Raw genomic sequence first — 21,922 nt, forward strand, 5'->3', positions numbered from 1 at the left:
AAACCCGCCCCCACCCCCCGATCGAAGATCATCCGACCTCGATCGCGACACTCCCGCCAACCTTCAATTCGGCACACCGATATCGATCCCCCCTCGTCAGGGACATGCCGCCTTGACTTCACAACTTGAAGGCAAGCAGACCGCTTGACAGTCCATCAGCCCCGCTGGCTTCATGAGTCGCAGTGCGAGTGAGCCGCACGGCTCGCCTGCCGCCCACCGGTTCCACCGTCCGAGCCGCCCCGACGGAGCGGTTCTGTCCGCGCGCCCCGCATCCCCGTACGCCGCTTCCGGGAAGAACGGGCGTCCGCGCCACCAGTTGCGGGAGCGCTCCCACGCCGTCGCTCGACACGCGTCTCACCACCCCGGGTGTGTCACCGACCCGCCCGGCGAACCGAAAGGACCCCCATGCCCGGATCCAGTCCCAGGCCCCGCCGCAGCGTCGCCGCGCTCGCGGCCGTCGTGGCCGCGGTGCTCGTCGCCGCCCTCTCCTCCCTGGTCGGCGCCGCCCCGGCGTCGGCAGGCACCGCCCTCTGCGGCCGGACCGACAGCATGAAGGTCTCGGGCGGGAAGTACGTCGTCCAGAACAACGAGTGGGGCGACTCGATCGAGCAGTGCATCGACGTGGGCGACAACGGCTTCAAGGTCACCAAGGGCTGGCACAACGTCTCCACCGGCGGCGCGCCCGCTGCCTACCCGTCGATCTACGCCGGCTGCCACTACGGCAACTGCTCCAGCGGCAACGGCCTGCCGCTCCAGGTGTCGGCCTTCGGCAATCCGCAGTCCAGTGTCGACTTCTCGACCGCCGACGGGCAGTGGGACGCCTCGTACGACATCTGGTTCGACACCGGCGCCAACCCGTCGGGCCAGAACAACGGCGAGGAGATGATGATCTGGGCCAACCACGCCGGGCCGCCCTCGCCGTTCGGGTCCAAGGTCGCCACGGTCAGGATCGAGGGTGCCGACTGGGACGTCTGGTACGGCCGCCAGAACAACGGGGTCGCCTGGAACACCGTGTCCTACGTCCGCCAGCAGCCCGTCAATGCGCTGACGGTGAGCATCAAGGACTTCACCGACGACTCGATCGGCCGCGGCTACCTTTCGCCGTCCTGGTACATGACCAGCGTGCAGTTCGGCTTCGAGCCGTGGGTCGGCGGCCCCGGCCTGGCGGTGAACTCCTTCTCCTACGAGGCCAACGGCTCCGGCGGCGGAACCTCGGGCACGGTCACCGGCCGGCAGAGCGGACGCTGCCTGGATCTCAAGGACTGGGGCACCGCCGACGGCACCCCGGTCCAGCTGTGGGACTGCGGGACCGGCTGGAACCAGAAATGGGCGCGGACCGGCGGCGCGCTCGTCAACCCGCAGTCCGGCAAGTGCCTCGACGTCGCGGGCGGCTCCACGGCCAACGGCGCCAAGGTGCAGCTCTGGTCGTGCAACGGCACCGGGGCCCAGCAGTGGCAGTTCAACGCCAACGGCACCGTGGTCAACCCGGCCTCCGGCAAGTGCCTGGACGCGGGCGGCTCCGCCGACGGCGCCCTGCTGCAGATCTGGGACTGCTACGGCGGCGGCGGTACCCAGGCCAACCAGGTCTGGGCCCTGAACTAGCTCCGGTCCGGACGCCCGCCGCACCCCACTGCCCGTTCCCCACTCCCCACTCCCGAGGAGCAATGACATGAGGTACCAGCCCCTCCCCCGCCCAGGCTCGGGCACCGGCCGGCGCGCCGCCGGAGTCCTGCTGGCCGCGGCGACCCTGCTCGCCGCCGCGCTCCCGGCGTCCACGGCGAGGGCCGAGCCCGCCACCGGACCCGGTGCCGCGGCCGCCTCCGCCGGCCGCACCCCGCGCTACCTCGACCCCCGCCTCCCCACCGCGGAGCGGGTCCGCGACCTGCTGGGCCGGATGACGCGGGAGGAGAAGATCGGGCAGATGACGCAGGCCGAACGCGGTTCGGTCGACGCCGACCCCACCCGGATCGCCGCCCTGAACCTCGGCTCTTTGCTGTCCGGCGGCGGCTCCACGCCGACCCCAACACGCCCGCGGCTTGGGCGGACATGGTCGACGGCTACCAGCGCCAGGCCCTGACGACCCGTCTGCACATCCCGCTGCTGTACGGGGTCGACTCGGTGCACGGTCACGGCAACCTCGCCGGTGCGACGGTCTTCCCGCACAACATCGGCATGGGCGCCACCCGCGATCCCGCGCTGGTGGCCGAGGAGGAGCACATCACGGCCACCGAGACCCGGGCCACCGGCCCGCAGTGGGTGTTCGCCCCGTGCGTGTGCGTGACCAGGGACGAGCGGTGGGGCCGGGCGTACGAGAGTTTCGGCGAGGACCCCGCGCTGGTCCAGCGGATGACGACCGCCGTCGACGGCTTCCAGGGCACCCGCCGGTCGGACCTGGCCCGGCCCGACCGGGTGCTGGCCACCGTCAAGCACTTCGCGGGCGACGGCGACACAACCTACGGCACTTCCACCACGGGCGACTACCGGATCGACCGCGGTGTCACCGTCACCAGCCACCGGCGCTTCGACGCCGTCGACCTCGCCCCGTACGTCACGGCCGTCCAGGTGCACCACGTCGGCAGCATCATGCCGTCGTACTCGTCCGTGCAGTGGACGGACGTACCGGGCAGCGCCCCGGTCAGGATGAGCGCCAGCAAGGAGCTGCTCACCGACGTGCTGAAGCGGAAGATCGGCTTCGACGGGTTCCTGATCAGCGACTGGGACGCCATCACCGAGCTCCCGGGTGACTTCGCGACCCAGGTCCGCACCTCCGTCAACGCCGGTATGGACATGTTCATGCAGCCCTACGACGCGCCGCAGTTCGAACAGACCCTCTCGGCCGAGGTCCAGGCCGGCCGGGTACCGATGTCACGCATCGACGACGCCGTGTCCCGCATCCTGCGGGCCAAGTTCGACCTCGGCCTGTTCGAGCACCCCTACACGGACCGCACCAACATCGACAGCGTCGGCTCGGCCGCCCACCGGGCGGTGGCCCGCCGGGCGGTCGCCGAGTCCCAGGTGCTCCTGAAGAACGACCACCACGCTCTGCCGCTCGCGCCCTCCCAGCGGATCTACGTCGCCGGGGTCAACGCCGACGACCTCGGCAACCAGGCCGGCGGGTGGACCCTGACCTGGCAGGGACAGTCCGGCAACACCGCGTTCCCGGGCACCACCATCCTTCAGGGCATCCGGAACGCGGCCCCGAACGTCACCTACAGCGCCGCGGCCACGGCCCCCACCACCGGCTACGACGTGGGCATCGTGGTCATCGGCGAGACCCCCTACGCGGAGGGGCTCGGCGACGTCGGGGTCGGCGGCCACACGCTGGAGCTCTCCGCGACCGACCGGGCGAACATCGACCACGTCTGCTCCGCCATCAGCACCTGCATCGTCCTCGACGTCGCCGGCCGCCCCCAGATCGTCACCGGCCAACTGCCCGCGGCGGACGCCTTCGTGATGTCCTGGCTCCCGGGCAGCGAGGGCGACGGGGTCGCCGACGTCCTGTTCGGCAAGCGCCCCTTCTCCGGCAGGCTCCCGGTCACCTGGCCGCGCAGCGAGGCCCAGGAACCGATCAACATCGGCGACCCGCAGTACGACCCGCTGTTCCCCTACGGCTTCGGCCTGACCACCCGGGCCCGGCCGGCCACCGCCCAGCTCGGCTAGCGCCTGCGGCCTGCGGCTGCGCATACGGCTGCGCGGACCGCTGCACCGACCGCATCGGTGTGGCGGTCCGCGCAGGAACCACCGGGTGGCCCTCGCCCGTTGGACCGGCGTGGAACCGAACTGGCGACCTGGACACCGGGGCACCGGGCCCGGCGTGATCACCCCGGACGGCTGCGCGGTCGAGCTGTACGCGCGGCTGCCGGCCGGCGCCGAGCCAGACGCCGTCGCCGCGGCCGTACCGGCGGGCGCTCACATCCTGGAACTGGGCTGCGGGGCGGGGCGGGTGACCCACCCGCTCCTGGCGCGCGGGTTCCGGGTCACCGCCGTGGACGAGTCCCGGGAGATGCTCGACCGCATCCGCGGGGCACGCACCGTCCGCAGCCCGATCGAGCACCTCGACCTGGGCGAGACCTTCGCCGTGGTGATGCTGGCCTCGTTCCTCGTCCACGCTGCTGACGTGGAGGTCCGGCGGGCGTTGCTGCGCACCTGTGTCCGGCACCTCGCGGGGTCCGGCTGCGTGCTGATCCAGCGCGAGGGCGCGGACTGGCACACGAACCTGCCGCGCGAGCGCGTCGACCCCGGCGGCCACACCGTGCGGATCCTCTCGGCGGAGCCCGCCGGCGAGGGCGTGAACGCGGTCCATGCGGAGTACGAGTTCCCCGATGCCACCTGGACCCAGCGTTTCCTGTCCCGGCCCCTGACGGAGGAGCAGTTCGCGGCGGCGCCGGCGGAGGTGGGTCTGGCGGTGGACGCGCACCTCACGGCGGACGGCACCTGGGTGCGGGCGGTCCTCGCGGACCGGTGACCGTCAGGCGCCGCCCAGCGCCTCCACCAGCTGCGGCAGGCCGTCGCCGGCCACGGCGAGGGCGAGGTGGTCGTGGAAGTCCCGGCTGCGGACGATCAGACCGTCGCGGACGCGCAGCACCTGGATGTTGGCGGCGGTGACGGTCCGCCCGGTCGTGCGGTTCCGCACCTGGTGGTCCCATTCGCCGACGATCACCTCCGGGTCCTCGGTCTCCCGGACCACCACGTTCACCGGGGTCAGGTCGAAGGGAAGGCCCGCGCCGAGCTCCTTGAACCGTTCCCCGATCACCGTCCGGCCCTCGAACCGGAGCGGACCGCCGGGCGCGAACGCGATCTCCACCACCGCATCCTCGGCGTAGAGGTCCGCGAGGTCGGCGAACCGCCCCGCACCGATACCCTCGAGCAGCTTGGTGAAGACTTCACGAGGCGACAGCGTTTCGGACATGCTCGACCCCCAGCGGTAGGTGTCGCCAGAATCGGACTGGCGAATCCGCTTATGACGATACGGACTAGCGACTCCGCTTGTCCAGTGTCGCTGCACCACCGGACAGGAGAGGCTGGAAGAGATGAGCGGCGCTCAGGAACGCCCGCTGCGGGCGGATGCGGCCCGCAACCGGGCCAGGCTGTTGGACACCGCCACCGAGGTGTTCACCACCCGCGGCGTCGGTGTGCCGACCGAGGAGATCGCCCGGGCCGCCGGGGTCGGCGTCGGCACGCTCTTCCGGCATTTCCCGACCAAGGAGGCACTGCTCGAGGCCGTCATGGTGCGCAGGCTCGAGTCGATCGCGGCCCGGGCGGCGCAGCTGCCCGCCGGATCCGCGCCCGCCGAGGCGTTCTTCGACTGTTTCCGCCTGGTGGTCGAGCAGTCTGCGGGCAAGAAGGAGTTCGCCCAGGCGCTCGCGGCGGCCGGCGTGGACGCGCACGCGGCGCTGCGGGAGTCCACCGAGGCGATCCGCGAACGGCTCGCCGAGCTGCTGGCCGGGGCGCAGCGCGTGGGGGCGGTCCGCCCGGAGGTGGGCCTGCCGGACCTCGTCGCCCTGGTGGTCGGTACGACCACGGCGATGGAGCAGCTCGGGGACGACGGGTCGGCGCGGGAGCGGATCTTCGCGGTGGTCCTGGACGGGCTGCGGGCGCGCTGACCGGCCCGTTCCGCGTCCCCCGAGGGCAACGGCGGCCTCGCACCGGGTCGGGAGGGTGGTGCCGTAGTCGGCGGAGAGGGCAGGATTCGAACCTGCGCGGGCCCCGGAGGACCCTGCTCGGCCATCGCTGGCCAGGCACCCGATGAACCGCTCCGGGCACCTCTCCCGGTCAGGAGCCTGTTCCGCGGGCCCTGACGTGTCCTCAGGATGCCCCGACGCGCTGACCCGGAGCTGACCGGCCGCTGACCGGCCGCTGACCCGACGCCGACGTGCAACCGACGCGCGACGCGCCGCCGGCGTCCGGCCGGCGCGGCCCGGATGCGGCGCGCCGGGACTACGTCCCTGCGGGTCGGGGGCTCGGCGCGGGTCGGGGGCTCGGCGTGGTGGCGCGGACAGGCGCCGCGCCGGTCGGTAGCGTCGGCGGATGTGCCGTCACTGCGTCGCCTGACCGGATCGAGAGTGCTGCTGGCCGCCCTGGTGACCTCGGCGGCCCTCCTGGCGGCGGGCGTTGCCGTGGTCGGGGTGGTGCTGAACCGCCACCACGAAGAGGCCGCGCAGCGGATCGAGACCCGCTGGCGCCCGGCGGCGACCGAGCTCGGCGACCTGCGCGCCGCGGCGGGCGACGTCCGGGCCGCGTGCCTGGCCGGACCGGCCGGGCCGCCGTTGCGCCAGGGGGCGAGCGGCCGGCTGGAGGACCACCTGGCGGCGCTGGGCCGCGTTTCGGCCGGTGCGGACGACGAGGTGGAGACCGAGGTCGCCGCCGTCCGGCTGGCGGGGAGCCGGTGGCTCGCGGACACCGGCCCCGGCCCGGCCGTGGACGTGATGCCGCTGTGCGCGGTCCCCGCCTCCGCGGTGAGCGCGGATGCCGGCCCGGCCATGGGCACGTACGCGGCCCTCGACGCCCGGACGGTCCGCCTGGCCGCGCTGCTGGAGGAGCGCAGGCGCCGGGAGGTGGAGGGTACGGCGTGGCACATGGCGGCGGTGATGCTCTACATCCTGGCGCTGTCCGGCGCGCTGTTGCTGGCGGCGGTGGTGGCCGCGGTGGTGCTGCAGCGGCGCTACCTGTCCCCCGCCGCCGTGCTGGCCGAGAACCTGCGGCGCACGGCCGGCGGGATCACCGATGCCTCGCCCGCGCCCGGGAGCGGCCGGGGCTGGCTCGGCCGGCTGGCGCAGGAGGCGGAGGGGGTGCGGCGGCGGCTGGATCTGTCGCAGCGCCAGTCCCGGCGGGATCAGGAGGCCCTGGTCCAGATCGGTCCTGCCGTGCGGGGTCTGCGCGAGGTTCTGACCGCCCGTGACGCCCCGGGCCGCGGGGTCGCGGTGGCCGGTGACGTCCGGGCGGCCGAGGGCCTGATCGCGGGCGACTACCTCGGTACCGTGGTGCTGCCGGGCGGGGCGACGGCCGTCTTCCTCGGCGATGTCTGCGGGCACGGGGTCGATGCGGGTCTGCTGGCGGCTCGTCTGAAGACCGTGGTGCAGGTGGGCCTGCGGCTCGGGCGCGATCTGGACACCGTTCTCCATGCCGTGTGGCAGGCCCTGGCCGGTGAGGAGGAGCGCTTCACCACCCTGGCCATCGCCGTGCTGGACCCGCAGCACTCGACCTTGACGTGGGCGAACGCCGGCCACGAGGAGCCGTTCCTGCGCCACGCCGACGGCGCCGTCGAACGCCTGCCGGCCACCGGCCCCATCGTCCACCCGCTGCTGGGCGCCCCACCGGGCAGCTGGCAGGCCCGCACCACCGGCCTCCACCGGGGGGATCTGCTCGTGCTGTCCACCGACGGACTCACCGAAGGCCGTGACCGCGCCGGGGAGGAGTTCGGGGACCGGCGCGTCACCGACTTCCTCGCCGCCCTCCCCTCCCCCGTCCCGCAGAGCGCCGTCACCGCCCTGTACGAGGCGGCCGACCGGTTCGGCATCGACTGGACGCGCGACGACATCAGCCTCCTCGCTGCTGCCCCGCTCCCCGTGTCCGCGAGCCCTGCGGGCCACCCCGGCCGGTGAGGTCCGGCGAGGGCGGCCGTCCGCACGACTCCGGGCGGCGCCGGGCGAGCCGGACACCGGCCGGCCGTGGGGTGGCCCCGCCGGGCCGTCCCGCTGTCGGCGGCCGGTGGCAGACGCCCGGCCGTGGCACCGACCCCCGAAGGCCCCGTTCCCGTCCTGACCTGGCTGTGGCGCTGCACGCCCGGGCTCCGGTTCCCCGGCGGTGTGGTGGTCCACGGCCCGCAGGACCTCCCCGAACGCAACGCGACCTACGAGGTGGGCGAGTACCAGCCCCGGATGCGCGGCACCCGTCCCTGGTCACCGCGGTCCCGTCGGGTCCCTCGGGAAACGGTTGGCAGGCACGGCCCGGCGGGCCCCATACTGGCCGCTGCCCGTGTCAGTCCGTGAGAAGGAAGTCCATGCTCTCGAAGCGTCTTGCCGCTACTGCCGTCGTCTGCTCCGCCCTGGTCCTGGGGGCGAGCGGGTGCGGCCCGGACAAGGCCCCGGCCGTCTCCGCCGAGTCCGCGGCGGCCTCCAAGGGTGCCGGCGGGCACCTGGACACCGACAAGCTGACCCTCGCCGAGATCGAGAAGCAGTCCCACGACGCCATGGCGTCGCTGTCCTCGGTGAAGGTCTCCGGGAACCTGGTGACGGAGGGCCAGAAGATGAAGCTCGACCTGGCGTCCGACACCAAGGGCAACTGCCAGGGCACGATCGCCGTCGCCGACCTGGGCCAGATCGAGATCATCCACACCGGCGGCACCAGCTTCCTGAAGCCGGACGCCGCGTTCTGGAAGAGCATCGCCGGCGGTCAGGGCAACCCGCAGGCCGGGGCGATGGCCGCCGAACTGTTCAAGGGCCGCTACCTGACCGGCGCCAAGGACGACCCGGAGCTCGCCGGGCTGGCCGACATGTGCGACCTCGTCAAGTCGATGGCCGAGAACGACGGCACCGACGACGACGCGGTCAAGGGCTCCGCCACCACGGTCGACGGCACCAAGGCCTTCACCGCGGTCGTCACCGATGACGACGGCTCGAAGACCACCGTGTACATCGCCACCGAGGGCAAGCCCTACGTGCTCAAGGTCGTCCACGACGGCGCGGAGCCCGGCGACATGACCTTCAGCGACTTCGACAAGCCCATCACCGTCCAGGCCCCGCCGGCCGACAACGTGATCGACTACTCGCAGTTCAAGGCCAAGCTCACCACGGCCTGACAGATCGGGCCGGGTCCTGCAAGGAGGGCCCGGCCGGGCGGGCCCCGGGCCGCCGTTCTACGATTCTCCCGTCATGATCACATTGAAGGTGCTCGGCCCGTTCCGGGTCGAGGTCGGCGGCCGCCCGGTCGATGCGGGCGGCCGGCTGGCGCGGATGGTGCTGGTCCAGCTGCTGCTCGCCCGCGGGGCGGTCGTGCCCACCGAGCAGATCATCGAGCGGTTGTGGCCGACCCGCGTCCCGTCGAGTTCGCAGGCGTCGCTGCACGCCTACATCGCTCGGCTGCGGCGCGTCCTCGAACCGGACCGGGCGCCGCGGTCCCCGGCCCGGCTGCTGGTCAGCGCACCGTACGGCTACGCCCTCGCGGTGGGGCAGGACGCCGTGGACGCCTGGGTGTTCGAGCAGCGGGTGGCGGCCGGCTCCCGGGAGCAGCTGCCTGCCGGGCCCGCCGCCGAGGGCCTGGCCGAGGCGCTCACCTGGTGGGGCGGTCAGCCGTACGCGGAGTTCTCGGACGAGCCGTGGACCGCGGGTGAACGGGCCCGCCTGGAGGAGGTGCACCGCACCGCCCGCGAGCGGCTCGCCGCGGCGCGGCTGGGCAGCGGACGCTCCGCGCAGGCGCTGGAGGACGCGGGCGCGCTGACCCGGGAGCAGCCGTTGCACGAGGAGGGCTGGCGGCTGCTGGCCCTGGCGCTGTGGGCCCGCGACCGCCGCGGGGACGCCCTGGCCGCCCTACGGCAGGCCCGGCGCACCCTCGGTGAGGAGCTGGGCGTCGACCCCGGGCCCGCTCTGCTGGAGCTCGAGCAGGCCCTGCTGCACCAGCGCCTCGACCTGCTGCACCGCGCGACGGGGTCGCCCGCCGCCACCGTCGTGCGTCCCGGGGCGTCGGCGGTCCCGGCGGTCCCGGCCTCCGCTCCCGTGCCCGCCGTAGGGGAGCCGGTCGGCACACCGACCGCCCTGACGGCGCACCAGCTCCTGGGCCGTGACGAGGAGCTGGCCGCCCTCGCCGCCGCCGCGGACCGGGCCCGGGCCGGCCGGGCGCAGCTGGTCCTGGTCTCCGGGGAGGCGGGCATCGGCAAGTCCAGCCTGCTGGACGCGGCGGTGCGCCAACTGCCGGGGCAGGGCTGGCTGACGGGGTACGGGCAGTGCCCCGAGACCGAGGGCGCGCCGCCCGGCCGGGCCTGGTTCGACATGCTGCCCGCGCTGGCGCGGACCGCGCCGCCGGGCCGGTACGCCGACGAGCTCGCCCCGCTGCTGGCCCCGGGTTCGGCGGACGGCTCCGGGCAGCCGGACGGCAGCCCCGCCGGGCGTTTCCGCCTGCACCGGGCGCTGCTCGGCTGGCTGCGCGAGACGGCCGGCCGGCGCCCGCTGCTGATCGTGCTGGACGACCTGCACCGCGGTGACCAGGAGAGCGTCGAGCTCTTCCTGCTCTGCGCCGAGCAGTTGCGTGACGTCCCGCTGCTGCTGGTCGGCTCGTACCGGACCGGTGAGGGCGACCTGACCGGGGCGCTGGCGCGGCTGGCCGCGTGCTCGCCCGTCCGGATGGCGCTCGGCGGGCTGTCGGACGACCAGGCGAAGCAGTTGCTGCGGCGCACCGCGGCCGGGATGAGCGAGCGGGCCGCGGTGGCGCTGGCCGAACGGGCCGGGGGCAACCCCTTCCACCTGCGGGAGAGTTCGCTGCTGCTCGCCGGTGAGGGCGAGGAGCAGGCGCTGGCCCGGGTCCCGCAGGGGGTGCAGGACGTGCTGCGGCGGCGGCTGGCACTGCTCCCGCCGGCCGTCACGGCCGGGCTGCGGCTGGCGGCCGTCGCCGGGCGCGAGGCGCCGGTGGCCCTGCTGCTGCACGCCGTCGACGGCGACGCGGAACAGCTGCTGGACGCCCTGGACGCGGGGGTGACCGCCGGTCTGCTCGGCGAGCCGCGTCCGGGGACGGTCCGCTTCAGTCACGCCCTCGTCCGCGACGCCCTGGAGGCCGACCTGACGCGGCTGCGGCTGGCCCGGATGCACTCTCGGCTGGGCAGGAGCCTGATCGCGCTCGGTTCGGACGACGTCGCCGCCACGGCCCATCACCTCCTGCGGGCGGCGCCGGTGGTGACCGCCGACGCCGCTCCGGCGGTCCAGCACGTCCGGCTGGCGTGCGAGCAGGCGGTGCGCCGCTACGCCCCGCAGAACGCCGAGGCCCTGCTGAACGCGGCGCTCGCCCTCCTCGCCGACCATCCGGCCGCGTTCGCGGGCCAGGACGCCGCCCTGCTACGGGTGTCGCTGCTGGGTCAGCTGGTGGACTGCCGGATCCGGATGGGGGCCGTGGTGCCCGCCCGCGAGGCGCAGCAGCAGGCCGTCCTGGTGGCCCGTGCGCAGGGCCGGGCCGATCTGCTGGCCGCCGCGTACACGACCTGGACCGAGCCGACGCCGTGGCGGGTGCGCCCGTACGCGGACTCCGACCCGGAGGCCGTCGCGGAACTCGACGGGCTGCTGGCGGGAACGGACCTGACCGGCCGGCGGCGGTGCCTGCTCCTCGACCAGCTCGCCGACGCGCTCGACGACACCGATCCGCGCGCGGCGGAGGTGGCGCGCCGGGCGGTGGAGCTGGCCCGCACCCTGGACGAGCCGCGGCTGCTGGGTCTGACGCTGACCTCGCTGCTGCGCCGGGTCGACTGCGAACTCGAGCCGGACACCTACCGGGAGCTCCAGGGGGAGCTCGCCGCGGTGGCCGCCGCCCAGGACAGCCCCGAGTACTCCTGGATGAGCGCCTACACCGCGGCCCGGATCGCCGCCGCCCGCAACGACCCGGCGGAGCTGGAGCGCTGCCTGGTGCGCGCCGACGGGATCGCCCGTACCTACGAACTCCAGGGCGCGTACGCGGTGGCCAGGCTGCGGCACCCCATGGTGGCCGCCGCCCGGGGGCGTTTCGACGAGGCGGAGCAGGACCTGGGCGCGGCGGTGGCGGAGCTGCGGGCCCGCGGCGCCGTCGACCTGAGCGGGCTGGCGGGGCTGGCGGTCGGGTGCATCCGGCTGCAGCAGGGGCGGCTCGCCGAGGTGCTGCCGGTGCTGCTCGCGGTGTGGGAGCAGTACCAGCCGCACAACGAGTCGCTCACCGCTCTGGCGCTGCTGGCCGCGGGCCGGCCGGCGGCGGCCCGGGAGGTGTTCGGGCGGCGCCGGCCGCTGCGGCGTGACTTCGCCTTCTCCGTGCTGGCCGGGCTGCGCGGCGCGGCCGCCGTCGCCTTCGGCGACCGGGCGGCGGCCGACGAGGTCTACCGGGACCTGCTGCCCCTTCAGGGGCTGGCGGGCGGCGCCGGCAGTCTCAGCATCGTCTTCCGGCCCGTCGCGCAGACCCTGGGCGACCTGGCGGGGTTCCTGGACCGGCCGCACCAGGCCCGGCTGCACTACCTGGAGGCCGAGCGGGTGGCGTCCGCCTGGGACTCCCCGCACTGGGCGGACGCCGCCCGCACCGCGCTGGCCGCCCTGCCGCCCGCGCCGGCCTAACGCCTGATCAGCGCCTCCCGGCGGGGAGGGCGGGCCCGGCCAGTTCGGCCAGGAACGCGGCGGCCAGGTCGAGGAACTCCTGCGGCGAGTCCGTGGTCAGCTGGAGGTCCACCAGCACCTCGTCGGTCTCCGCCTGGCACATCACCCGCAGGTGGTCGCAGATCTGCCGGACGGTGCCGCGGAAGTGGGTCTCCTCGGGGGCGGCCTCGACATTGCCGACCTCGGGGTTCACCCGGAACACCCGCCGCAGCCCCGCCGGGTCCCGGCCCGCCTTCTCGGCGGCCTCGACGGCCACCGCCCACAGGCCGTGGAGGAACGGCAGCGGCATCGAGGCCGCGAGCCAGCCGTCCGCCCGCCGGCCCACCCGCTCCAGTGCGGGCGCGGAGAACCCGCCCAGCAGGACCGGCGGTCCGGGCCGCTGGCAGGGTTTGGGCAGGACGGTCGAGGCCGGGACCGTCCACAGCGGGCCGGTGTGGACGACCTGGTCCGAACGCCAGACGGCGTCCAGGACGTCGAGGGTCTCCTCCAGCCGTGCGCCACGGCCCTGCCAGGGCACCCCGGCGGCCTGGTACTCCTCACGCATCCAGCCCAGCCCGATCCCCACGTCCAGGCGTCCGTGGCTGATCAGGTCGAGGGTGGTCAGCGCCCGGGCCAGGACGAGCGGCGGCTGCCAGAGGGCGTTGAGGGTGCTGCTGCCCAGCCGGACCCGTTCGGTCGCCGCGGCCGCCGCCCCCAGCGCGAGCAGCGGGTCGAGGTGGGTGGCGTACCGGTGGGGCATCTCCTTCCCGCCCGGGTAGCCGTCGGGGGAGGTGAGCGGGGCGAGCAGGCGGTCGGCCACCCAGAGGCTGTGGCAGCCCATCGCCTCGAGCACCGCGCACATCGCGGCGCTGCGGTCGGGGTCGGCGAACGGGCCGAACTGGGGGACGGAGAATCCGATGCGCATCGGTGGGGGTTCCTCGGTCGGTCGGGGTGCCCGGCGGGCACCGGGCGGCGGGCTTCGGGACTGGCGGCTCCGGGGCCGGAGGCTCCAGGACTGGCGGCTCCGGCGACGGTGCGTCAGGCGGTGGTACGGCGGCCGCGGGCCCGCCCCCGGATCCGGTCGGTCTCCCGGCGGTACTGCCGCTGCCCGACGAACCTCCACAGCACCCGGGCCGGGGCGGGCAGCCTGGCCATGAACTCGCGGCGCTCCTCGGGCGAGGTGTCCTCCAGGATCGCGCCCAAGGCGATCATCAGCCGGTTGCGGGGTGTCTCGGCGAGCCCCCGCTCCCCCACCGCACGCCACTGCTCCTCGTTGACGTGCAGCGCGACCAGCGGCATCACCTGCCGTTCCTCCTCGTCCAGGTGGGCGCACAGCTGCCGGTGGTGCCTGCGCAGCGCCTCGGCGAGTTCGTCCCGGTCCTCCGCCCGGGCACCCGCCTGCCACCGCTCCACCAGTACGTGGACCTCGGTGATCCCGTCGTCGAGGCCGCGGTGCTGCGCCTCCATCGCGAGGACCTGCTCGGCGTCGAGGTCGAGGTGCGGCAGCAGTACCGGCCAGAGCATCTCGTCCTCGCCGGTGTGGTGGGCGTGCAGGCCGACCGCGTACTGCCGCCAGTGCTCGGCCAGGACCCCGGCCCGTACGGTGTCGTCGGGACGGACGTCCTGGACGAGTTCGGCCAGCAGGCGCGTCTCACGGCGGAACACCTGGTGGATCATCGCCATCTCGCGGGTGTAGGGGTGGACGGTGGGGTCGGAAGGGTTGTTCGAAGTCATGACACCCAGTCTTCGCGGCGCTGTTGCAGCGCACTTGCAGCCGACTTGCCCCGCCCGGCGCGGGGACGGAACCCGCCGCCCGGCCCGGCGCTGGAACTGTCGGTACCGGGCCCTATCGTTCGGTGACAGCCCGCCGCGTCCGGGCGCGGCCGGACTCGTCCGCGCACAGCCCGCCGCGTCCGGGCGCGGCCCCGAGACCCGTGGAGACGACGGCATGCACAACCCCGGCGCGGCGCTCGCCGCCCCGCAGACGGAGGACCCCCACGCCTGGCTCGCTCACGCGGATCTGCTGACCGGGGCGGGTGACCTGCGGGGAGCGGCGATCCGGCTGGAGCTCGACGGCGGGGCGCCGGGCCCGGATCCGGCCGGCCTGGCCGCGCGCTATCGGGACGTGGAGCGGCAGCTGGGGCTGGAGGAGCTGCGCGCGGACGGCTCCTGGGTGTTCACCTGGCGCCTCGGCTTCATCGACGAGGCCCGCTTCCGGCTGGCCGCGGACCCCCGAGCGCGCCGCCACGACCTGGTGGCGCGGCTTCGGGCGGGCCTGCCGCACGCCGCCGCCGTCGACCCGGCCGACCCCGAGCAGTGGGAGGGCGCCCTGATCGACGCGCTGCTCTCCCACCCCGCCGCCCACCGGCTGCGCGCGCTGGACCTGCGCCTCACCGACTACCACCACTCCGCCGAGCAGACCGCCGCGTCGCTCGCCGCCCACCCGCGCCCCCGGCTGGAACGGCTCTCCTTCGGGTACGAGTTCGAGGACCTGTACGAGGACGGGGTGAGCTCGGCCGGCCGCCGGATCGATCCCCTGGACTTCCACGGCGAGGGTCTCGTCCGGACCGGTGTCTGGGACGCCGTGCCCGCCCTGCGCACCCTGGAACTCGAGGGCGCGTTCCTGTTCCACTCCGTGGACCACGAGCACCTGACCAGCCTTCGCGTCCGCGGCCCGGTCATCTCGGACGGCTCGGTCTTCGCGGTCGGGCGGACCCCCGCGCTGGCGTCCCTGACCGCGGAGATCGGCGTCGATGTCTTCGGTGCCGCCTGCCCGGCCGAGCAGCTCGGCGAACTCACGCCCGCCTCCCACCCGGCGCTGCGCCGACTCGATCTCGGCAGCGCCGAGTTCGACGCGGAACCGCTCGAGGTACTCTCCGCGCTCGCCGACTCCCCCGTCCTTCCCCAGCTCGAGTCCCTGACCATCGGGGACCTGCGGATCCGCCGCCACCACTGCGACGGCGAACCGTCGGCCGCCCTCGCGGCCCTGGCGCCGCGGTTCGCGCACTGCGCCCTGCACGTGCGCGGCAGCATCGACGTCGAGGGCGCCGACGAGGAGCAGACCGCCCGGATCCTGGCCGGCTTCGGACCGTCCCGCGGCGGCGGCCGCCGCACCGTCCACCCGCGGCCGTAGCGGGGCCCGCCCGGCCGGATAATGGCCGGTGAACGGGACGCCAGCCGGCACCGGCCGGCCCTGCTGCACCCGCGGCCCCGATCGAGCGAGAGGTGGAGGACGGATGACCCTGGAGGAAGGCCGGCGCGTGAGGCTGGCGGAGGACCTCGGCATCGGTGAGGCGGCGGTCGCCGGGGAGCCCGCCGCGGCCGTCGGCTTCCTGTCGCTGGGCGCCGGGCTGGAGGGCACGGTCGAGCGGGTGGACGGGGAGCTCCCCGAGAGCGAGGACGTCCGCGAGTACCAGCGGCTCACCGCACTGTTCGCGGACTACGGCCACACCATGCCCGAGGCGAGCCGCGACCGCCTGGAGGCACAGATCGCCGCGCTGGAGCCGCAGTGGGCCGCACACCGGGAACGGGGGAACCTGGCGACGGTCCGCGTCCGCTGGGACAACGGTTTCGTCCTCGACGGCACCCACCCGGACGTCCTCACCCCGCTGTGAGCCCGGATCCCGTGCGCTACGGGGTGGGGCCGGGGCGGCCCAGGACGTTCTCCACATGGGCGGCGAGCGAGGACCGCAGGTCCGCGGGCGTCATCTTCTGATCGTCGATCAGGTGGGCCACCAGGTCGGCGCGGACGGCGGCCAGCAGGGCGTGGGCGGTGAAGTCCGGGTTGCCGACCCCGGGCACCCGCTCCAGCGCCCCGCGCAGCGTCCCGTGCCACCAGCCGTAGTGCTCCGCCCGGTACGGGCTGCTGAGCCCGGCGTCCTCGGCGGCCGACATCAGGTTCCGGTTCTCGATCTTGAAGCTGAGCGCGGCGTCGAGGAGGTCCAGCACCTGCTGCCGCGGCCCGCCCCCGGCCGCGTCCGGCTCCTGCGCCTTCTCCTGCGCCTGCTGAACGGCCCGGTGCAGGGGCTCCATGCGCGAGGTGATCACGGCGGCGATCAGGCCGGCGCGGTCGCCGAAGCGGCGGAACAGGGTGCCCTTGCCCACGCCCGCGGCCGCGGCGATCTCGTCCATCGACACCGCCTGCGGGCTGCTGCTGGCGGCGAACAGGGCGTCGGCGGCGGCCAGGACGGCCTCCCGGTTGCGGAGTGCGTCCGCCCGCTCGGGGCGCTCGGCGCTGCCGGTGGCGCTGGTGCTGCTGGTGCGGCCGGTGCTGCCGGTGCTGCTGGTGCGGCCGGTGCGCTGGGCCACAGGTCCTCCTAGGTCGTCGGGCCGTCCCGGCCCCCGGGCATGATATGCCGCCGGTCGGCGCGGGTGACGGTCGCGCCGGGGCGGCGGCGCCCTCGCTCAGCCGTTCACCGGACCTCCCGCGCGACGAAGTCCCGGAACGTCCCCGGGGGCCGGCCGGTGAGGCGCTCGACCGTGTCCGAGGTGCGGTCCTCGGCGCCGTCGGCGATGGCCCGGTCCATTCCGGCCAGCATGGTGGCGAACTCGAGCGGGATCTCGGCCGCCCAGCGGTCGCGCAGCTGCTCGAAGGTCAGCTGCCGGTGCACGACGGGCCGGCCGGTGACCTCGGCGATGGTCGCGGCGGCCTCGTCGTAGCTCAGCGCCTGCGGGCCGGTGAGGACCAGGTCGGTGTTGGGCGCCTGCCGGTCGGTGAGGGCGCGGACGGCGACGGCGGCGATGTCCGCGGCGTCGACGAACCCGACGCGCCCCTGCCCGCAGGCCGTCAGGATGGCGCCGTCCGCGCGGATGGAACGGGCGTGCGGGGTGTCACCGGTGAAGTTCTGCATGAACCAGGAGGGCCGCAGCACCGCCCACTCCTCGAACAGCTCCGGCAGCACCTGGTGGACCTGGCCGACCGCCGGGCCGCCGGCGGGGATCGCGGAGGAGCTGAGCAGCACCGCGCGGCGTATCCCTGCCGCGCGGGCCCGGCGCAGGAACGGCACCATGACGGCGGCCGGGTCGGAGGAGCCGACGGGCGGGACGAGGTAGGCGCGGTCGATACCGTCGAGGGCCGCGTCCCAGGTCGCGGGCTCGTTCCAGTCGAACCGGACGCTCTGCGCCCCCTCGACCGGGGTGGCCGTACGGCTGGTGGCGCGGACGCGGTGGCCCTCGGCGGTCAGGGCGGCGGTGACGCGGCGGCCGGTGGTGCCGGTGGCCCCGGTGACCAGGGCGGCGCGGGTGGTGGTCATCGGTTCGTTCCTGCGAAGTCGGCGCCGGGCAGGGACACGGCGAGGGGGTTCCAGTAGTCGCGGCAGGAGGTGATGAGGCCGTCCTCGACCGTGACGACGGCGATGTAGGTCATCTCGAACGGGCTGTCGGTCTTCACCAGCCGGCCGACCCCGCGCATCTCCACCACGATCGTCCCGGCGGCCGTGGTCCGGTGGATCGTCACCTCGGGGAAGTCGTGCAGGTCGATGTGGTCGGGGTAGTCGCGCATGTAGGCGCCGACCGCGGCCTTCCCTTCGAGACGCCGGGGCCAGCCCTGGGGCGCGAAGGGGAATTCGAGGACGCCGTCCTCGTGCCACAGCTCCACCCAGGCGGGGACGTCCTTGTCCAGCAGCAGCTGCAGGCCGTGCCGGTAGAGCTCCGCGGGTGTCAGGGGGATGGTCATGGTCAGGGGTTCCGTTCTGCTCGACATCACGGCGGTCCCGGCCCGTCCGGCCGGGATACCGACGCACAAACGGACCGGCAGTCCGTATTACCTGAAGCATACGGACCGCCAGTCCACTTAACAAGGCGCCCCCGCCGGGCGGCGCACTCACAACCCACCGTCGAACCTGCCCGGCGCATCGAAGTCCCGCGCGGGAAGAGGAAGACGACTGACGGGCGCGACTCACCGAGCCACCTGCGCACCCCGCCGCACCGGCACCACGGATGAGGGGCGCGACCGACCCGGGCGGCACCGCTCGACCCGGCCCGTCAAGGACAGGCAGGCACAGCGGAGCTGAGCCGAAAACTGCTGGTCATCGCCCATCGCAGCCCGGCACCATGGCAGCATGGACACCGCCTTCACCCTGGCCTGGCAGCACGCCGTCGGACTCGTGCTCCCGGAGGACCTTCCGATGGCCGCGGCCGGACTCCTTGCCTGCGGGTACGACTCGCCCGCTCTGCGGGATCTCGCCGGACGATCCCGCAAGGACCGCGCATCCGAACTCGAAGGCGTCCTCGCTCGAGCTATGAAGGAACTCGGCGTCCGGACACCCGACAGCGACACGGCGGAGCGCTACCTGCTGCACCACCTGGCGGCCCGCCTGACCAGCGGCGACATCACCCCCGAAGCGGTCGCCGGCACGCTCTGGCACGGCATGGCGGACACGGCGACAGAGCCGGAGCTGCACTTCCTCCGGACCGCAACCGAGGAGGACCACCTGGACAGCCTCCGGGTCCACCGGCCTGCGGCCTTCGCCTCCTGGGAGAACCGGATGCGAGCCGCCGCCGGGCGCCTCGCAGCAGCCCAAGGAAGCCGTCCGGCAGACCCCTGGCACTGACCCGTCCACGCGTGACCCGTGGCACTCCTCGCCGGTCGACGCGGGGAGCCGGCGCGCGGGCGACCCGAAACACCGGGTGGCCGCCGACCCGGTCCACTCACCCCGGCCTCCGGCCCACCGATCACCGGAACGCACCCGCTTCCTGGCTACAGGTCAACCACCTTGCATCACAAGAGAGTTGGCTTGAACGCGTCTGCCGGTCCTCCGTGTCCGCTCCTTACGCTCCTGCTGAGCCCCGGCCACCCGGCCGGGAACATCTACGGGGGGTAGCGCTCATGCGCCTTCGCCATGCCTTCGTCGCCGCGGCGACCTCGGCGCTCACGATGACCACCACCGCCGCTGCCGCGGCCCCGGCCGCACCGGCCAACACCCGCTCCTGCAACTGGATCTACATCGGCACCGGGGCGAGCATCCACATCGGCGGCCAGTACGTCGGCCAGGTCGTCCAGCTCTACAACAACTGCGGCACCGCCGAGGCCCACTTCCAGTGGGACGAGACGTACCGCCAGACCCACACCACACTGGTGTACGTCGACCTCGAAGGGCCCTGGGGCAACGGCAGGGTGACCGTGAGCGGCCCGACCTCCTCCAAGAACGTGGACGCGTACGTGGACATCCACTCGGCCTCCCCGGACCAGTGGGGGACCTACGCAACGGTCAACGGCTGCATGGCCACCGGCACGATGCACGACTACGCCAACGGCGGCACGCTGTGGGCGTCCCAGGACGCATGGTGCTGACACCCGCGTGACGGTGGGTCCTCCGGAGTCACCTCCGAGGACCCACCGCCGCACCCCCGCCCTCGGACCGGACCGGCCCCGCAGCCGTCCGGCCGCCACGCCGCGGGATCGGCCGGAGTTCCGGGCCCGGCGTCCGCCGCCCCGCCGGGTGCGGTCCTGTGCGGCCGGGGTCGGGCCGTTTCGGTGGCGGACCGTCACGCCGCCTTCGGCGCAGCCGACCGCCCGTCGGCGCGTCGGCTCCACTCGGCGATGGTGGTGGTGGGCGATCCGAACAGGTCGTTCGCCTCGGCCGGGTCACCGGACTCGGAGGCGTTGCGGAAGTACGCCATGCTGTCGACCGCGCCGGCCAAGGCGGCGTCGCGGCCCAGCGCGGCGATCACGCGCAGCAGGCCGAGCGGAGCGGCGGCGACCTTGCTGCCGGGGTGGGCGATGGCACAGTACTCAGCCAGCGCTTCGGGGATGGACACGGCGTGGGGGCCGAACACCGTGAGGGTCCGGCCGACGGCCGCGCCGGTCCGGTGGGCCGCGCCGACCATCCGGGCGAAGTCGTCGGCGGCGAGGAAGTGGAAGGGCAGCCGCTGGCGCCCCGGGACGGTGGCCCGGGCGCCGCGCACGAAGGACGGCAGCGACTCCATGAACCAGCTCGGCCGGAAGATGGTGAAGGGGACGCCCCCGGCCTGGATCGCCTGCTCGGCGGCGAGCTTGGCCGCAGTGGCGGGGAAGTCGGCCCTCTCGGGCCGGACGGTCGACCCGGAGACGTAGGTCAGCAGCCGAACGCCCGCTTCCGCAGCCAGGCGGGCCACGGTGGCGGTGCCCAGGTGCTCGATCCGGTCGAAGTCCTGGGGCCGGGGGCCGCCTGCGATGCTGACGTGCACCCCCGTGCAGTCCTGCAGCGCTCTGCGCACGCTGTCGGGTGACTCGACATCGCCGGCCACGATCTCGTAGCCGGGGCCGAACCGGGCCCGGGCGCGCTCGGGGTCGCGGGCCAGGATGCGGACGGTGACGCCGTCGCGGTGCAGGTGGCGGGCGACGGGTCCCCCGCTGCGGCCGGTGGCGCCGATGACAAGGATGCGCTCCATCGGTTCAGTTCTCTCTCTGGTCGGAGTCGGTGTCGGAGTCGGTGTCGGGACGCGCCGCTTCCGCCGGGGCGGTGAGTTCCGGCATGTCGATGGCCGCGGCGACCGTGGCGAGCATGCCGAAGGCGAAGAACTGCTGGACCTCGGCGTGGCTCGCTCCGGAGGCGGCGCGGGCCTGCTCGACCAGCAGCCGGAAGTTGTCCCGCGCTCGGCCGCGGATCTCCTCGTCGGCTCCGGTGGCGATCCCTTGGAGCAGCATCAGCGGTTCGGACCGGGCGGCCAGCAGCCCCAGGTAGGCCTCGCCCATCGCGGCGAGCGCCTCATCGGCCGGGCGGGTGCCGACGGCGTCGGCGAAGGCCGCCGAGATCCTCGCCGTGATCTCGCCGAGTGCGGCGAGGAATAGCTCCTTCTTGCTGCTGAAGAGCCGGTAGACGTACGGCTGGGAGATGCCGACGCGGGCGGCGACCCGTTCGATCGACGCTCCGGCCAGGCCCCAGGCGGCGAACTCCTCGATCGCGGCGTCCACGATCTCCGCACGCCGGTCGGCGGCGCTGGCACGGGCGCCTCTGTTCTCGGTCATGGGTTATTAGTAACTACTTACTAATCTCGTGTCAATCCGAGGCCGCCGCAGCCGCAGAGGCGGCACCACCACGAAGCCATGCCCACGCGTCGCCGCAGGCCAGGCGGAACCGGAACCGGTCGGGGCGGACTCCGTCACCGAGAACCAGGCACCGGCCGCCGGCCGGAGCCGTGTCCGGACGGCCGGGGCATCGTTGGACCGAATGATCGATCTTGCCGGGAGAGGCACCCTGGCCCAGGGCGTCCGACTCGGGCCCAGCCGGAAGGACATGACGTGACGAAACTGAGTGCCAGGCGCACTCTGGTGGCAGCGGTCCTGTGTGGCCTGGCCATGGGGATGTCGGCTGTACCGTCGGGCGTAGCGGCAGCCGCCGGCGGTGGGCAGCCGAAGTACGAGACCAAGCCCTGCCCCGGCGACCAGCAGTACTACCCGGACCCCGATCCCACGAAGTTCTGGGAGTGCAGCAACGGCACCGCCTACCGCTTCGACTGCCCTGCCGGCCTGGACTGGGACACCGAGTTGCTCACCTGCAACTATCCCGACCAGGCGGGCGCCCGACCCGTACCGGCCCGACCCGCGCAGGTCGACGTCCGACCGGCTCCCTGAACGCGACGGACATGCGGGCCATGCGGGCCAGGCACGTGGTGGTGCGGCCCCGCCGCGCGGGTCAGGGTGCGGCGGGGCC

19 protein-coding genes and 2 pseudogenes are annotated in these 21,922 nt (G+C 74.2%); 12 read left to right on the forward strand and 9 right to left on the reverse strand.

The genetic code is table 11. The annotated features are described in order from the left end of the window. Positions 1-405 precede the first annotated feature (405 nt). The 3 genes and pseudogenes from AC2TEW_RS15860 (at position 406) to AC2TEW_RS15870 (ending at position 4,465) form a co-directional block, all read left to right on the forward strand. The gene (locus AC2TEW_RS15860) at positions 406-1,602 is read left to right on the forward strand and encodes a GH12 family glycosyl hydrolase domain-containing protein (protein WP_484623977.1); all 1,197 of its coding nucleotides are present in this window, start codon (positions 406-408) and stop codon (positions 1,600-1,602) included. Positions 1,603-1,669: 67 nt separating this feature from the next. Further along, a pseudogene (locus tag AC2TEW_RS15865) lies at positions 1,670-3,660 on the forward strand (glycoside hydrolase family 3 protein). Between the two features lie 85 nt (positions 3,661-3,745). Then, positions 3,746-4,465 carry a class I SAM-dependent methyltransferase gene (locus AC2TEW_RS15870; protein ID WP_484623978.1) on the forward strand — a complete coding sequence of 240 codons (720 nt, stop codon included), beginning with the start codon at positions 3,746-3,748 and terminating at the stop codon, positions 4,463-4,465. Between the two features lie 3 nt (positions 4,466-4,468). Here AC2TEW_RS15870 and AC2TEW_RS15875 read toward each other — a convergent pair whose 3' ends face one another. Beyond that, a complete protein-coding gene (locus AC2TEW_RS15875) occupies positions 4,469-4,909 on the reverse strand; it encodes a nuclear transport factor 2 family protein (RefSeq protein WP_484623979.1) in 441 nt (146 codons plus the stop codon). 121 nt (positions 4,910-5,030) lie between these two features. Here AC2TEW_RS15875 and AC2TEW_RS15880 point away from each other — a divergent pair, with 121 nt between their 5' ends. After that, positions 5,031-5,603 carry a TetR/AcrR family transcriptional regulator gene (locus tag AC2TEW_RS15880; protein WP_484623980.1) on the forward strand — a complete coding sequence of 191 codons (573 nt, stop codon included), beginning with the start codon at positions 5,031-5,033 and terminating at the stop codon, positions 5,601-5,603. 71 nt (positions 5,604-5,674) lie between these two features. On the opposite strand, the pseudogene AC2TEW_RS15885 reads toward AC2TEW_RS15880, so the two are convergent. After that, positions 5,675-5,769 (reverse strand): annotated as a pseudogene (locus AC2TEW_RS15885). 260 nt (positions 5,770-6,029) lie between these two features. Between AC2TEW_RS15885 and AC2TEW_RS15890 the strand changes: the two are divergent. From AC2TEW_RS15890 to AC2TEW_RS15900, 3 genes are all read left to right on the forward strand, one after another. Beyond that, entirely contained in the window at positions 6,030-7,601 is a 1,572-nt protein-coding gene (locus AC2TEW_RS15890; protein WP_484623981.1) for a PP2C family protein-serine/threonine phosphatase, read from the forward strand. A gap of 398 nt (positions 7,602-7,999) precedes the next feature. Then, entirely contained in the window at positions 8,000-8,797 is a 798-nt protein-coding gene (locus AC2TEW_RS15895) for a hypothetical protein (protein WP_484623982.1), read from the forward strand. Between the two features lie 73 nt (positions 8,798-8,870). After that, positions 8,871-12,272: an ATP-binding protein gene (locus AC2TEW_RS15900; RefSeq protein WP_484623983.1), complete on the forward strand. Its 3,402-nt coding sequence runs from the start codon at positions 8,871-8,873 to the stop codon at positions 12,270-12,272. Between the two features lie 7 nt (positions 12,273-12,279). Here AC2TEW_RS15900 and AC2TEW_RS15905 read toward each other — a convergent pair whose 3' ends face one another. Both AC2TEW_RS15905 and AC2TEW_RS15910 read right to left on the reverse strand, forming a co-directional pair. Next, positions 12,280-13,215 carry a TIGR03619 family F420-dependent LLM class oxidoreductase gene (locus tag AC2TEW_RS15905; protein WP_484623984.1) on the reverse strand — a complete coding sequence of 312 codons (936 nt, stop codon included), beginning with the start codon at positions 13,213-13,215 and terminating at the stop codon, positions 12,280-12,282. A gap of 113 nt (positions 13,216-13,328) precedes the next feature. Then, positions 13,329-14,024: a hemerythrin domain-containing protein gene (locus AC2TEW_RS15910; protein WP_484623985.1), complete on the reverse strand. Its 696-nt coding sequence runs from the start codon at positions 14,022-14,024 to the stop codon at positions 13,329-13,331. 214 nt (positions 14,025-14,238) lie between these two features. On the opposite strand from AC2TEW_RS15910, the gene AC2TEW_RS15915 reads away from it, so the two are divergent. Then, positions 14,239-15,423, forward strand: a complete 1,185-nt coding sequence (locus tag AC2TEW_RS15915) for a hypothetical protein (RefSeq protein WP_484623986.1) — start codon at positions 14,239-14,241, stop codon at positions 15,421-15,423. A 103-nt stretch (positions 15,424-15,526) separates the two neighbouring features. Continuing rightward, positions 15,527-15,904 (forward strand): hypothetical protein, encoded by a 378-nt coding sequence (locus AC2TEW_RS15920; protein WP_484623987.1) that lies wholly within the window; start codon positions 15,527-15,529, stop codon positions 15,902-15,904. A gap of 16 nt (positions 15,905-15,920) precedes the next feature. On the opposite strand, the gene AC2TEW_RS15925 is transcribed toward AC2TEW_RS15920, so the two are convergent. From AC2TEW_RS15925 to AC2TEW_RS15935, 3 genes are all read right to left on the reverse strand, one after another. Then, positions 15,921-16,598, reverse strand: coding sequence for a TetR/AcrR family transcriptional regulator (locus AC2TEW_RS15925; protein ID WP_484623988.1), 678 nt, complete (start codon positions 16,596-16,598; stop codon positions 15,921-15,923). A gap of 104 nt (positions 16,599-16,702) precedes the next feature. Then, positions 16,703-17,542 (reverse strand): NmrA family NAD(P)-binding protein, encoded by an 840-nt coding sequence (locus AC2TEW_RS15930; RefSeq protein WP_484623989.1) that lies wholly within the window; start codon positions 17,540-17,542, stop codon positions 16,703-16,705. Further along, positions 17,539-17,964 (reverse strand): nuclear transport factor 2 family protein, encoded by a 426-nt coding sequence (locus AC2TEW_RS15935; RefSeq protein WP_484623990.1) that lies wholly within the window; start codon positions 17,962-17,964, stop codon positions 17,539-17,541. The genes AC2TEW_RS15930 and AC2TEW_RS15935 overlap by 4 nt, the downstream gene beginning before the upstream one ends. Positions 17,965-18,349: 385 nt before the next feature. On the opposite strand from AC2TEW_RS15935, the gene AC2TEW_RS15940 reads away from it, so the two are divergent. Both AC2TEW_RS15940 and AC2TEW_RS15945 read left to right on the forward strand, forming a co-directional pair. Then, positions 18,350-18,841, forward strand: coding sequence for a hypothetical protein (locus AC2TEW_RS15940; RefSeq protein WP_484623991.1), 492 nt, complete (start codon positions 18,350-18,352; stop codon positions 18,839-18,841). Positions 18,842-19,116: 275 nt separating this feature from the next. Next, positions 19,117-19,581 (forward strand): hypothetical protein, encoded by a 465-nt coding sequence (locus AC2TEW_RS15945; RefSeq protein ID WP_484623992.1) that lies wholly within the window; start codon positions 19,117-19,119, stop codon positions 19,579-19,581. 194 nt (positions 19,582-19,775) lie between these two features. Here AC2TEW_RS15945 and AC2TEW_RS15950 read toward each other — a convergent pair whose 3' ends face one another. Further along, positions 19,776-20,660 (reverse strand): SDR family oxidoreductase, encoded by an 885-nt coding sequence (locus AC2TEW_RS15950; protein ID WP_484623993.1) that lies wholly within the window; start codon positions 20,658-20,660, stop codon positions 19,776-19,778. A 4-nt stretch (positions 20,661-20,664) separates the two neighbouring features. After that, complete coding sequence (locus tag AC2TEW_RS15955; RefSeq protein ID WP_484623994.1) at positions 20,665-21,237, reverse strand: TetR/AcrR family transcriptional regulator; 573 nt, start codon at positions 21,235-21,237, stop codon at positions 20,665-20,667. A gap of 336 nt (positions 21,238-21,573) precedes the next feature. Between AC2TEW_RS15955 and AC2TEW_RS15960 the strand changes: the two genes are divergently transcribed. Beyond that, a complete protein-coding gene (locus AC2TEW_RS15960; protein WP_484623995.1) occupies positions 21,574-21,843 on the forward strand; it encodes a carbohydrate-binding module family 14 protein in 270 nt (89 codons plus the stop codon). Positions 21,844-21,922 lie beyond the last annotated feature (79 nt).

Source organism: Kitasatospora sp. NEAU-CNBT7 (assembly GCF_057220535.1).